The organism is Hymenobacter daecheongensis DSM 21074 (assembly GCF_900141805.1).
Classification (GTDB): Bacteria; Bacteroidota; Bacteroidia; order Cytophagales; family Hymenobacteraceae; genus Hymenobacter; species Hymenobacter daecheongensis.
Window position 1 is genome coordinate 445,425 of record NZ_FQYN01000003.1, and the last position, 14,052, is coordinate 459,476.

The 14,052-nt window shown below is 57.6% G+C and carries 7 protein-coding genes; all 7 read right to left on the bottom strand.

The genetic code is table 11. The features are described from left to right. Nucleotides 1-626: 626 nt before the first annotated feature. On the bottom strand, nt 627-5,045 hold the full coding sequence (locus BUB62_RS07550; protein ID WP_073108181.1) for an IPT/TIG domain-containing protein: 4,419 nt from the start codon (nt 5,043-5,045) through the stop codon (nt 627-629). A gap of 198 nt (nt 5,046-5,243) precedes the next feature. Further along, nucleotides 5,244-7,925: a T9SS type A sorting domain-containing protein gene (locus BUB62_RS07555; RefSeq protein WP_159437422.1), complete on the bottom strand. Its 2,682-nt coding sequence runs from the start codon at nt 7,923-7,925 to the stop codon at nt 5,244-5,246. 1,064 nt (nt 7,926-8,989) lie between these two features. Further along, nucleotides 8,990-10,522, bottom strand: coding sequence for a carboxypeptidase regulatory-like domain-containing protein (locus BUB62_RS07560; protein ID WP_073108185.1), 1,533 nt, complete (start codon nt 10,520-10,522; stop codon nt 8,990-8,992). 70 nt (nt 10,523-10,592) lie between these two features. Next, a complete protein-coding gene (csgH, locus tag BUB62_RS07565; RefSeq protein ID WP_073108188.1) occupies nt 10,593-10,985 on the bottom strand; it encodes a curli-like amyloid fiber formation chaperone CsgH in 393 nt (130 codons plus the stop codon). Between the two features lie 109 nt (nt 10,986-11,094). Beyond that, the gene (locus BUB62_RS07570) at nt 11,095-11,688 is read right to left on the bottom strand and encodes a hypothetical protein (RefSeq protein ID WP_073108190.1); all 594 of its coding nucleotides are present in this window, start codon (nt 11,686-11,688) and stop codon (nt 11,095-11,097) included. Nucleotides 11,689-11,900: 212 nt separating this feature from the next. After that, nucleotides 11,901-12,875, bottom strand: coding sequence for a hypothetical protein (locus tag BUB62_RS07575; protein ID WP_073108192.1), 975 nt, complete (start codon nt 12,873-12,875; stop codon nt 11,901-11,903). A 186-nt stretch (nt 12,876-13,061) separates the two neighbouring features. Continuing rightward, entirely contained in the window at nt 13,062-13,877 is an 816-nt protein-coding gene (locus BUB62_RS07580) for a hypothetical protein (RefSeq protein ID WP_143164078.1), read from the bottom strand. Nucleotides 13,878-14,052: the final 175 nt, after the last annotated feature.

The window sequence follows — 14,052 nt, forward strand, 5'->3', positions numbered from 1 at the left end:
ACGTCACGCCATTATCCACGCTGATAGAAACACTAACGCTGTCACCCGGATCTATACCGTTGTTTGTTGCCCCGACCGAAAATGCAGCAAGTCGGAAGGATATAGATGCAGCAGTGTAACCCGTTAATGACTGATTGGCAAATGTCAATGCCTGAGTAGTATTAAGGGTGCTCCAAGCATTTGAGCCTGTAGTAGCATACGCTGTGCTAGCAGGCCTGTCGCCGGCAGCAGAGCTACCACTAACAGAAGTAAATGTGCCTGTAGTAGCCGTATATGACCACAAATTAGTGCCAGATCCTTCAAAGCTTTGGCTAACAATCGTCGTCTGCCCCCACCCTACCAGCGGGCAGAGCAGCAAAATCAGCAGAAATTTCCACGAAGCGGAGCCGGATCGGGTGAAGCGCGGCATCAGAGTAGAGAGTGCAATCATATAGAAAAGAAAGAGTAGAGAGGACGAAATCCGGAAAGCTAAACTTAGCACGTAAATGACAAAGCTACAAATCAGTCCGGGTTAGATACCATATTATGTGTTATTGAATCGTTAAACCGACGAAATAGAACAAAAAAGGCCTTTCCTAATATAGGAAAGGCCTTTTCACTTTTATCAGCGCTTATCGCTCTGGCAGTTAGTTCTTTTGCACGCGGCGCGTTACAGTTTGCTGACCTTCGCCCACGGTCAGCATATAGATGCCGGCGGGCAAAGCACGCAGATCAAGCTGACCGGCAGCGCCGAGGCGCGTCTGGAGCACTACGCGGCCACTCAGGTCGGTCAGACGTACGGGCTGGTTCAGGCTGTTCCAGGTTTTGGGCAGCTCGATGGTCACCATTCCCAGCGTGGGGTTCGGATACAATGCGAAGCCATCCAGGTTCTGGGCGTTGCGAGCCGCCGTGTTGATGGTCACGGTGAACGTAACCGCCGCCGAAGTGCCACCGCCCGGAGCCGGGCTGGTTACCGTGACGGGCACTGAAGCCGCCACCGCAATAGCGCTGGCAGGCACGGCGGCCGTCAGCCGCGTAGCCGAGACAAACGTAGTGGCCAGCGCCACACCGTTGAAATTCACCCCCGAGCCGCTAACGAAGCCTGTGCCGTTCACCGTCAGCGTGAAGCCCGCGCTACCAGCCACTATCGTGGTAGGCGACAGGCTGGTGATGGTCGGTGCGGGGTTCGGAATAACTACTGTGAAGCTGGCGGCCGAGGTGGCCGTACCGCCTGGAGTCGTCACGGCAATGGTGCCGGTAGTGGCACCCGTCGGAACCGTCGCGGTGATGGTCGTGGCATTCACCACGGTGAAGATCGTGGCGGCCGTGCCATTGAACGCAACGGCCGTAGCACCCGTGAAATTGGTACCCGTGATGGTCACCGTCGTACCTACCGGGCCGGAAGCCGGCGTGAAGCTGGCAATGGTTGGCGCGGGCGTGGTTACGGTAAACGTAGCGGCGGCCGAAGTACCACCACCGGGGGCAGCATTGGTCACCGTTACATTGTAAGTGCCGGCCGTAGCTACTGCCGTAGCCGGTACGGCGGCCGTCAGCTGCGTGGCCGAAACGAACGTCGTGACCAGGGCCGCGCCGTTGAAGTTCACCACCGAGCCAGTAATGAAGCCCGTGCCGTTCACCGTCAGGGTGAAAGCGGCACTGCCGGCCACGGCCGTATTAGGCGACAAGCTGGTGATGGCTGGGGCCGGATTTGGCTGAATAACCGTGAAGCTGGAAGCCGAGGTAACGGTGCCGCCGGGAGTCGTTACGGCAATGGTGCCGGAAGTGGCACCCGTCGGAACCGTCGCCGTGATGGTCGTGGCATTCACCACCGTGAACACGGCGGCCAGGCCATTGAACGTGACGGCGGTAGCGCTCGTGAAGTTGGTGCCCGTGATGGTCACCGTCGTACCGACCGGGCCGGAAGCCGGCGTAAAGGAAACAATAGTCGGTGCCGGAGTCGTCACGGTGCCGGTTACGGCCACGTTCTGAGTGGCCGCGCCCGTGCTGCCCACGGTCACGTTGCCGGCGAAAGTACCGCTGGCCGCGCCCGTCAGACGAACATACACCAGCGCATTGGTTACGGTGCCGCCGGTTTGAACTACGGTAACCGTTGCGCCAAAGCCCGTGGTCTGGCTCAAGGATACTTCGTAGCCGGCCGGGGCCGTCACGGTCAGGTCAGCGGTCAGGTTGGAAGCGCTGGCGCTGAAGCTCTGGCTGGCAGAAGGCGTGCCCGTGGTTGTGCTGAACGCCGCCAGCGAAGCCGGGGTCACGGTGATAACCGGCGTGGCCGGGGCCGTGTAGTCGCTGATGCTGATGTCGTCGAGGTTGAAGCGCGGATTGCTGGCCGCCACCGTATTGGTGCTGCTGATGCGCAGACGAATGTTGCCCGCACGGTTGGCCGTGAAGGAATAGCTTGCCAGCGTAGCCGTCAGCGCCGGCGCGGTGCCGGTGATGTCGGTGTAAGTAGCACCGCCGTCGGACGAAATTTCCAGTTTCAGCGAAACATTGGTGTCGGAGCCATACAGCGCCGCGTTCAGGGTGATGACACCCGCGCCGTTGGGCTTGTCGAAGTTCATCGTTACTGTACCGCCGCCGCGTACCCGCACGCTGCGCGTACCATTGAACTTATCGGAAGTGCTGGTGCCGATAAGGGCATCCGTCAGGGTCCAGTCGCCGCTCTGCAGCGCCACGGTAGCCGTAGCATAACCAGATTTAACGCCCTGCTCGAAGTCCTCGAACAAGCCGGCCGTAGCCGCCGATACCGTGAAGGTAGCCGCTACCGAAGACGTACCGCCCGCGTTGGCAACAGTCACATTGTAGGTACCGGGCGTAGTCAACGCTGAAGTCGGCACTGCCGCCGTTAGCGTGGTAGCCGATACGAAAGTCGTCGTCAGCGCCGTACCGTTCAGCGTTACGGTAGCACCGGTCTGGAAGCCCGTACCCGTTACGGTGAGCATGAAGCCCGCGCTGCCTGCCACCCGAATGGCCGGAGCCAGGGCCGTGATGGTCGGCACTGGAATGGTTACGGTGAAGCTGGTAGCGGAAGTAGCGCTGCCGCCCGGCGTGGTCACGGCAATGGTGCCGGTAGTGGCTCCGGCCGGAACCGTCGCCGTGATGGTGGTAGCATTCACTACGTTGAACGTCGTAGCCGCCGTGCCATTGAAGGCAACCGCGGTAGCGCCGGTGAAGTTGGTACCCGTAATGGTTACTGACGTACCTACCGGCCCACTGGCCGGCGTAAAGCTGGCAATGGTTGGGGCCGAAGCCGTCACGGTGAAGCTGGTAGCCGAAGTGGCCGTACCGTCCGGGTTCGTTACGGCAATGGTGCCGGTGGTAGCCCCCGTCGGAACCGTCGCCGTGATGGTCGTCGCATTGACGATGGTGAACGTAGCCGCAATACCGTTGAAGCTGACGGCGGTAACCCCGGTGAAGTTGGTGCCCGTGATGGTCACGGAAGTACCGACCGGACCGGAAGCCGGCGTGAAGCTGGCGATGGTTGGCGGCGTGGGACTCGGCGCTGTCACGGTAAAGTTGGTGGTCGAGAAGCCCGTGCCGGCCGGCGTGGTTACGCTGATAGCCCCGGAAGTGGCTCCGGCAGGCACCGTCACCACAATCTGCGTGTTGCTGTTCACCGTAAAGGTCGGCGCGTTCGTGCCGCTAATGGTCACGGCCGTAGCCCCGGCGAAGTCGGTGCCGGTAAGCGTGATGACCGTTCCTACTGGCCCGCTGGTCGGCGTGAAGCTGGTGATGGTTGGGGCCACCGGCCCCGTCGTGCCCACCGTGCCGGATACCGCCACGTTCTGCGAAGCAGTGCCGCTTACGTTGGTGATGTTGCCGTTGAAAGTGCCACTGGTAGCGCCCAGCAGCCGCACGCTAATGGTTTTTGTCGATACCGAGCCGCCCGTCTGAGCCAGCGTCAGCGTGCTGCTAAAGGTAGAGCCATCCGAAGAAATCTGATAGCCGGCCGGAGTTGTTATGGTGATATCAGCCGTCAGATTGGTGCCTGCCACCGTGTAGGTCTGCACAGCCGAATTGGTGCCCGTCGTGGTGGTGAAAGCCAAGGGACCATTGGTCGAAACCGTGATGGTTGGCGTACCAGCCACGCCGCAGCCAGCGTTCAGCGGAGCATCGGTGTTGGTAAGCTGCACAGGCGTGGTTCCGCCCGTAGGGTTGGCCGTAGCCGCGCCCGACGGCCAGAGGCCATCGGCATCGGTGTTGCAATTCACCACGCTGCCGCTCGCTACGGAGCGTTCCTCTACCCGCCGCACGCCGCTGGCATTGGCATTCGGAATGAGGGTATTCCAATCACCCGATGAAGTAGTATAGCCTGGAATCACACCGGTGATGGTCACACTGATAGGCTCCACCACCGTCACGGCCAATGGGCGGCCCGTGCCGGTCGTGTTATCATAAAGGGCCACCAAGTTGCGGGGGCTCGCAAAAGAATTTCCTTTGATGAAGGTGCCGCTGGTAGCCGTAGCAGTAGCCGCAAACGTGAGTACCGTGATGCCTTGGTTCAGCGCCAGCCGCTTCTCAATCACCGTAGGCGTAGCATTGGGGGCCAGCACAATGGTTGGGAAAACGACGTTGCCACCGGTAAAGCGCGTATTACCCGTATTCACCAGACCAAACCAGCCGGTGTAGGAGCCGGTGGCATCAGTCGTGAAAGTTTCGTAGCCGCCCGCCGCAGTCAGGCTGGCCGTGCTGGTGGTGGAGTAAGAGCCAGAGAGGCCGTTTACCAACAATGGGTTGCCGGCACCGCTGCCAGTACCGCCAATGTCAGCTCCGCCGCCGGTGGCCGAGTTTGTGGCTCCCTGGGTGTAGTAGCGGTAAGTAGTGCCGGGCGTGAGGTTGCTGACGGTGGCGCGGTATAGCACCGGCAGGCGGGTAGCCGTGCCGCTGGCCATATACTGCGGTACAATCAGGCCGGTGAAATCAGCCTGGGTCAGCGCCTGGGCGCGGCCCAGCAGCGGCAAGCCCAACAGGACCAGCAGCTGCAGCAGGAAGCGCCAGCCGCCACGGCCAGAGCTTGCATACTGACGAAATAGCGTAATGTTTTTGTGCATAAAAAAGAATTTGGAGGTGGAATCAGAAACTTCCGCACGCAGCGGAAAGGAAGCATTTTCAAAGGTAGGTCACTTGAGCGGCCTTCCCTTACGCAGGAGCTTTATCAAAAGGTTACGGAACCCGCCGCGGGAAAATAAAAAAGGCCTCCTGCAAGCGGGAGGCCTTTTTCGACTACAAGTTTCGCGAACGAATCAGGGTTAGTTTTTCACCAGCTTACGGCTCACGGCCTGCTTGCCTTCGCCGATAACGACGATGTACGTGCCAGCCTTCAGGTTGCTCGTGTCCAGCTTACCATCGGCTTTCAGCACCCCAGCCTGCACCTCCCGGCCCACCAGATCCGTGATGCGAACCGCCAGATTTTCGGTAGAGCCCTGCGGCACCAGGATGGTCACCTCACCCTGCGTTGGGTTCGGGTAGAGGCTAACCTCGCCCAGCGTAGCCCGAATGGCAATGGCTTTGGTGATGGTGGTAGCACCGTCGAAATCCGTCTGCTTCAGGCGGTAGAACGACAGGCCCGGCAGCGGACGGCTGTCTACGGCTTCGTACTTGGTTTGCGTGGTGGTAGAACCAGCGCCTTCTTTAGTCAGGATGGTGGTGAAGTCACTCTCCTTGCCCGTCTGGCTGCGCTGAATCTCGAAGCCACGGTTGTTCTTCTCGCTGGCCGTAGCCCAGTTCAGCACAACTGCGTTGTTGCGCAGCTTAGCCGAGAACGAAACCAGCTCAACCGGCAGCGGAACCTGCGGCTCGTTGTTTGGCACACGGTAGTTCTCCGCGTTCAGCACGCCATCGTTGTTGAACTCGAAGCCGTAGAACTTGTAGCTCACACCGGAAGTCAGATTGGAAACAGTGAAGGAGTTAGTATTGCCACTGAATACGACGAAGGTATTTGTCCCGGCCTCAATGGCAGTGCCACTACCGTACTGGTATGCTCCATTGATAGCCGCACCGGGGTCAAAGTTCTGTTTGTCTCGCGGGAACAGATTTGTAGGCAGGGTGGTCAGATAAGTACTGCTACCAATAACCAAGCGACTCTGTCCATAAGTTGTACCAGTTGGGGGATTCGACAGGTCGAAAGTAATGGTAGCAGACGTACCATTGCGCACTACCCGAGCAGTTGACTGAGCCGTGGGTTCTACGGCAATTGAGAAGCCCGTAGCCCGGCCAAAACCGCTGCTGAGCGCATTGAAGTTGTTATCACCAAAGAAGCTAAAGTTGCTGAACTCCAGATTCTGGTCAGCATTTCCTACCCGTGGTGGAGCGAAGCGCACATCTAGGTTGGCTACAAAGTTTCCTTCTACATTAGGAGTGATAGTAGCCTCCTTAGTATAGGCAGCACTATTCAGCGAGAACTCGAACAGCGGAGTGGCAGCCGTATTGAGCGTGCCGGCAGCATTGCCGTCCGCGGGGAAGCGAATACCCACATTGCCATCCAGCAGGAAACCTTCCAGACGAACGGTTTTGGGAGCCGAAGTCGTGAGTTTTACCACCGACTGGCCGAAATCACCCAGCGCATTGTTCAGACGGATAGTAGGCTGGCTAATGCCCGTTACCGATACGTCGGCATTCGGAGCAGGAGCGCTGGAGTTACGAATGGTAGCCGTAACAGTGATGGCCGCGCTGCCCGGAATGAAGCGAACGAATATCGGACGCTGGACTACGTTATTCTGCGCATCCGGCGTGAAAGAAAGGCTGTTGGAAAACACGACGTTATCGGCTGAAACCTGGAAGTACTGGGCATTAGGGCCAATGGGCCGTACCACCAGATCCTGCACCAGATTCGTACCAGATAGCAGATAGCGCTGCGAAACCGAAGTAGTATTCGGACGGGTAGCGAAAGTGAAAGTGTTACCATCCGGGTTTGCTACCGAAATGTCCGAAGTACCGCCGCTGGGGTTGTTAGCAGTCACCGTAACCGAGGAGGAAACCAAGCCGCTAACCACACTGATGCTTTCGTTGAAGCCATCCTTGGCAACCAGGGGCACTAGTTGCACTTCAATGCTCTGCGGAGTAACCGTACCGCCCGTGCGGGTGAGCACAATAGGTGCATTCGAGAAGCTGCCACCAGCCGTAGCGTTACGGAACTGGATGTTAGTGCTGCTCGCGGTGAGCGTAATGTTATCAGTCAAATCAGTACCACTCACTTCGAAGCGCTCAACACGGGTACTACCGCTGCTGGTGATCGTACCGAAGTCGATAGTGGTAGGATCAACGACCAGCGTAGCATTTCCCGTGCTGGCAATGCCCTCACCGGTTACGCGCACGAGCTGGGTGGTAGCATTGGTAGAGACTACCGTGATGTCGCTGGCGTAGGTCTGGATGGCAGTTGGGCTGAAGCGAACGTCAATCTGCGTACTGGCCAACGTGCCGTTGGTCGGAGTCAGAACGATGGCAGTTGTCGAAAAGGCATTATTACCCGTCCGAATGCGGAAGCCGGTAGGCGGCGTGATGGTCACCGGACCCTGCAAATCCTGACCACTTACATTGAAGAAAGGAAACGGCGTGTTGCTGGAAGAACCTACGCGCACCTGACCGAAATCAGCCAGTGGACTTGGCGTAGCCGTCAAGATAGGAGGCGGCAACGTACCGGTGCCGGAAACACCCACGTTGGCGGTTGCCGTAGTGCTGGTGAAGGTCACATTACCGACAAAATTACCGGCCGTTGTTGGCAGGAAACGAACATTTACAGTCGTGTTGACTGCACCATTGCCATCCTGCTGCAAGGAGATAGATTGAGCAAAAGCACCACCATTGACATTGGCGTTGCTCACCTGGAAACCAGTAGGAGCCGTTACGGTGATAGGGGCCGTCAGCGAAGTAGCGGTTACCGTAGTAGATTGGGAAGCCGAGGCGGTGTTAATTACCTGGTTGCCAAAACTCATGGAGTTTGGGTTGACCGCAATAGTCGGGGTACCGGGAGTACCAGTACCACGAACAAATACCTGTGCGAAAGCAAAGCCACCGTTAAAGTTGAAAAGATCTATCCGCTCGTTAACTACCCCAGTTGCAGTAGGCTTGAATCGAACAAATAATGTTCCCCCTGCAGCGGGCAAAGAAACTGCCTGGCTGAAAGTAGTCCCATTAGTACTACCCTCGAACGAAGGTGCATTCGTAAAGCTGACAGTAGTAGGGCCACTAAAGCCACTACTAGAAACAGTATACTGAAATGGCGGGGTCGAAGTCAATCCTACAGCTACTGCTCCATAGTCAGTAGGGGTTCCAGAAGTTGTAGAAGGTGTTACAGTAAGTGTCTGTGCCTGCGCAAAGACCGGCAAAGCCAGCAGCAGTAAGATCAGAAACCGCAGATGCGGCTTTCGTGCCCACTGCAAGGCACTCAAGTAAGTGTTTTTCATAGTATGGAAGAAGTAAGGGTTACGAGAGGAAGAGGTGGAAAAAGCGGGAAAAGGCCTAAGCCTTGAACTCAACGTCATTACGACAAAACAACGGGTATTGATTATTAAATTTCACAGGTTTTACATTATTTTTCCATGATGAATGTGAGGCTGTTAAAACACTGTGAACCGCGCATCCTGCCCATAATTCGTGCCAACTACTGTATTTTACAGGTTTCACAAAGATGAAGCAGTGAAAATTTCCCTATATATAAATTTCATTTTATTCATAAATTGTAGCATTGAAACAAACATACCTTTGTCAACATATTTGTTTCAGAACCGCAAAGTTGCATCATTTTCGCAACACAGTTGATAAGGGAATATTTAATCCAGTGTATTTTTTCTATGCCAGCTAATAAGTCGTCCATGTGCAGCGACGCTGTTAGCAGGCAGGCGAGCAGTATACACGGGGCCTGATAAACACGTTCACACGTTGCTTTATATAATGCGCTAGCTATAGGCCAAGGTGCCAATGCAGCACACGGGTGCGGCCAGCTGGGTAGCGTGTTGCTACCCAGCTGGCCGCACCCGTGTGCTGCTATTCTATTTTGCTACTTCCAATCCGGCAGGCTGGCATTCTGAAATAGCCGGGCGCGGTTGCGGCCGTCCAGATCCATCGTCCAGACTTCGGGGGCCGAGAGGTTGTCGTTGCTCACGTTCATGAAGATGACTTTCGCGCCGTTTGGTGAAAAATGCGGGTATACGTCGTTGGTGCCGGCTATTTTGCCGGTGTTAGTGCCCGTGGCAAGGGCCGCCGACAGGTCAACTACGCCGGTGCCATCGAGGCGCTGCATGAAAATGTGGGCATTGAGTTGGCGGCCATTGGCGTTTTCGTAGCCATCCACGTCACGGCTGTATAGAATCATGCTGCCATTAATGCTGAAGGAGGGCGAATCGAGGCGGCCGGGCAGGTTGCCGATCAGCTGCGTCAGGCCCGAGCCATCGGCGTTCAGCAGGTATAGCTCCGCATCATACAGGTTGGCTCCCACCGTCTGCACAACGATACGGTTGCCCTGGGTGGCCCAGTCGCACTCGCGGAAGTGGCGGCCGGCGGGGGCGGTGGCCAGCTGCGTGAGGCCGGTGCCGTCGCGGTTCACGCGCCAGAGCTTATCGTAGCTGGCGTAGATGAGCTGCGAGCCATCCGGCGACCACCGATAGGCCAGGCCGGCGTTGCCATAGCCTTCCACCGGAATGCCGTAGGGAGTAATCAGGCGCGGGTCGGAACCGTCGCGCCGCATGGTGTAGAGTTGGTATTGGCCCAGGGCATTGGAGGTGTAGGCTATCAGGTCGCGGTTGGGGCTGAGCTGAGGCGCGGTTTCGACAAAGACAGATTTGGTGAGCCGCAGCAGATTCGCGCCCGCTTCGTCAGAGGAATAGATGTCGGTATTACCAGCGGTTTCGCGCACGAATAAGTAGCGGTTGTCGGGCAGCACGCCCGTCTGGAAGCTCCAGACATCGCCGCGCACGGTTTCGCCGGCCTTATCGCGCACGGTTACCTGCCAAAAATAAATGGTGTTGTATTTAAGGTCATTGACCGTGATGGTCGTGTCGCGGGAGTTGGTCAGCAGCTGTCGGCGGTCAGTGGAGTTGCTCTCATACAGCACCACTTCCGAGCGCAAGGAATCCGTCTTATCGGGGTCGGTGACGCGCCAGCGTAGCGTCAGGCGCGTGGCCTGGTTGGTGGCGCGCTCGGCGGGGCTGGGGTTGGAGGGAGGATTGGGGCGGCGGTTGGTGCCCGAAGCCTTTTCCAGTGGCACCTTCACCGCTACGGCTGGCCCCTCCCCTACCTGCACGTTCACGGTTTCGGTTTTGAAGTCGGTTTTGCGCACGGCTAGGGCATATTTTCCCACCACCAGATTGGGCAGGGAGAATTTACCCTCCGAGTCGGTAGTGATAGAGGAAGTAGCCGGATTGGTCGTAATTACGGCGTTGGCGATGGGCAGATTGGTGGCGGCATCTACCACCAGTCCTTCTATGCCGCCATAGTACACGGGCTCGATGGTGGTAGTTTCGCAGGCCGGCAACGCCTGAGCTAGGAGCAGAACCAGAAACAGGCGGGCCAGGATGCGCAGAGTGAGAAGCATAACGATGGAATGGTGGGGCAGGCAGGAAAGGGAAAGAGCAGAGTAATGAGGCCGTAGCGGCAGTCGGCACTCAGGGACGGGAAGCGGGTGCATGCACCAGCGAGTCGCGGGCAACGACGGTGCCGTGCGCATCCAGCAGGTGGAGATGCACCTGGTAGAAGTCGGCGGGCGATACACTGATGCTGGTCTGGGATAAAGCCACCGTTTGCCGGGGAGCCACGGTCACGGTGCCCGACTGCGTGTTGCGCGAGGTGCCGGCGGGCCCGCGCTTATCCGTGAGCAGCTCGTAGCGCAGGGTAAGCGCCTTTTCCGAGTCATTGCGGCAGTGGCCCACCAGCGTGAGCTGGTTGCCTTCGAGGTGGGCGGCTAGCTGAGCCTGGCACGTTGGGCCCTCGGCGGGCGGCACGGCCTGCGCCAGCGCAGCCAGCACAGGCAAGGCCGCGATGTAGAAGAGAGATTTCATCAGCTGACAGCGAGTAGTTTAGTGAAACGGGAATAATGCAACGGCGCGAAAAAGGCCAAAAAAAACTCCGGCTGACGGATGCCGCGCCGGAGCTTTCTGGTTAAATACTTCAGGGCATGGCCGAGACTTTGCCCTGCTCCACGATGACCCGGATGCCCTCGCCTTTCATGCTCACGCCGTAGCCGGGCGTGTGGCTACCATTTTCGCGCTGCACCAGCTGGTTGTTGTTGCCCATCTGCTCCACGCTATAGCGGCGGTCATCCACATTCAGGCGCTGATCGACGCGGTTGTTATTGCCCTTCTGCAGAATATCCGACTCCGTGTTACGGCCGTTTATCTCGCTGGCGGCGGTGTTGTTGTTGCCCAGCTGCACGATGGTGGTCCGGTTGCCGAAGCCATTCTGCAGAATAGCCGCCGCGTTGCCGTTGCCATCCTGCGCAATGGTGGCCGCGTTGCCGCGCCCCGCCCCCAGCAGCCGCTGATCGATGGTGCCGCGGTTGCCGATGCCATCCTGCGCCAGCACGGCCCGGTTCAGGCTCTGCGCAGCTCCCGGCTCGCTACCAGGGGCCAGCTCGCTGCCGGTGGTTTGCACCAGCAGCTCGCCGGTACTGAGGTCTTCCTTGTCTTTTTTCGACTGAGCCTGCGTCAGCGTGCTGCCTAAGCACAGCAGCACGAAGAGGCCCGGAATAAGCGTTTTTTTCATATCCTGACAGAAAAAGGAAGGTTAAAAGAAGACTAAGTAAGAATAGAAACCCAAGGCCGATGAACTGGCACTTGAATCAGCGGTATAAAAATAAGGTTATTTATTAATAAAAAAATACAATGAGTTATTTTTTTCGATACTTTTTATAACGCCAAAAGCATCCCGCCTATCCGAGGACCTGCGGGATGCTTTGCGCTAACAAAAACCAGGGTTTAGGGGTGGTTCTGCTTCACCACGCTGGTGTTGTTGTTGCCCACCTGCGACACGTCGCTGGTGTTGCTGTTGGCACCCTGCCAAGTATCGGCCTGGTTGCCTACGCCCGTCTGGATCTGGCGGGCATAGTGGTTGTCGCCGTCCTGATCGATGTAGGCGCGGTTGCCAACACCACCGATGCTGTTGCCCTGCGTCTGAATGGCGGTGTTCAGGTTGCCATCCTGCTCGATGGTAGCGCGCTGGTTGTCGCCGCGCTGGGTCTGGGTGGCTTTGTTGTAGCTGCCAAGCTGCTCGATGGAAGCGATGCTGCGGAAGCTGCCGTCGAAGTTGCTGCCCTGGGTCTGCGTGGCCTCGTTGAAAGCTCCGTTCTGAATGGCCGAAGCCTGGTTTTCTACACCCTGCTGCTCCTGGCTGCTCTTGTTGTAGTTGCCGATTTGCTCGATGGAGGCTTTGTTGTCGTTGGTGCCGTAGCCAGAGGTAGCATCGCGCTGCACCTGACGAGCGTCGTTGAAGTCGCCGCCGCGCTGCATCACCGTAGCCTCGTTGCGGCTACCATCGCGCTGCTCCTGATACGACTTGCTGTCGCCGCCGATCTGCGTGGCTTTGGCTTTGTTGCGCTGGCCAATCTGCAGCTGGGTGGCTTGGTTGCGGTCATCACCAGAAATCCCGTCGCCCTGCGTAATCTGGGCCTCGTTGCGGGAGCCATACTGCGTCTGCGAGGCTTTGTTGCTGGAGCTGTTTTGGGTGGTAATGGCCGTATTCAGGGTATTGCCGTAGCCGGTCGCGCTACCCTGGGTCTGGGTCAACTCGTTGCTATTGCCGCTTTGTATGCCGGTGGCGGTGCTGAAGCTGCCCGATTGCGTAACGGTGCCCATGTTGCTGTTGCCCGTCTGCGAGAGCGACTGAATGTTACCCTGGGCGAAAGCCGCACCCGACATCAGCAGGGCACCGGCGAGGAAGGAAATCTTTTTCATAAGAAAGAATTGAAAGTGGAAGAAAAAAATGGTGGAAGAAATGAAAGCGAGGAAAGTGGGCGGTGGAGGCTGGAGCTACTCCTTATATATATCTGAGTGAGTAGGATCAGCATCTCCGGGGTCTGGCAGCCCGGTCATCACCAAACTTCGGGTGCTTTGCTGCAAGGAAGCACCCGAAGCCGGGCCTTATGGGTGGTTCTGCTTCACCACGCTGGTGTTGCTCAGGCCCACCTGCAGCACGTCGCTGCTGTTCAGGCTGGCACCCTGATAAGTGTCGGCCTGGTTGCCCGAGCCCGTCTGACGCTGGCGGGCGTAGTGCCCACCGGCATCGTCCTGGTCGATGTAAGCGCGGTTGCCGGCCTTGCCGTCGGCGAAGGCCGTCTGCTCCTGCACGGCCGTGCTGCCGATACCCGACTGCTCGATGGTGGCCGAGTGGTTGTCGTATTTCTGACGCTGAGTGGCTACGTTGCCCGCGCCAATCTGCTCGATGCTGGCGGAGCTTTCGTAGGCGTGCGTGGCGGCCGTACCCTGAAACTGATTGGCTTCGTTGCCGAGGCCAATCTGCTTGGCAGTAGCCGTATTGTAGCTACCCCGCTGCTGCTGGTCGCTTTTGTTCAGGCCACCAATCTGCTGAACGGACACTTCATTGTAGGATCCGCCATAGTCGACGGCCCGGCGCTGAAGCTGCTTGGCTTCGTTGCCGGCCCCAACCTGCTCTACAACGGCCACATTTCGGTTGCCGTCGCCCTGCTCCTGGCTAGACTTATTGAAGCTGCCGAGCGATACGGAAGTCATGGCATTGAAGCCACCGTTCACTTGGTTCTGGGTCAGCTCGTTGCTGCTGCCGGTCTGCACGCCGATGGCGGAGCTGTTGTTGCCCATCTGGGTCACGGTAGCGGAGTTGCTATTACCACCGGTTTGTGCCAGCGTCTGGGTATTATTCTGAGCCGAGGCGGCTCCAGCGGCCAGCAAAGCGGCGGCTAGGAATGAAAGCTTTTTCATGGGATTTTTGGGGGTTTGGGGGGAGGCAATCAACTGGCACTATACTATGAATCGATATTCCCTCCGGAGGAATGATACAAATCTATATACAAAAAGTTAAAAGTCAATAGACGATCAATAAAAATTATTAAATAAATTATTTATTCAGTCATATTATAAGAAAAATACGCAGCAA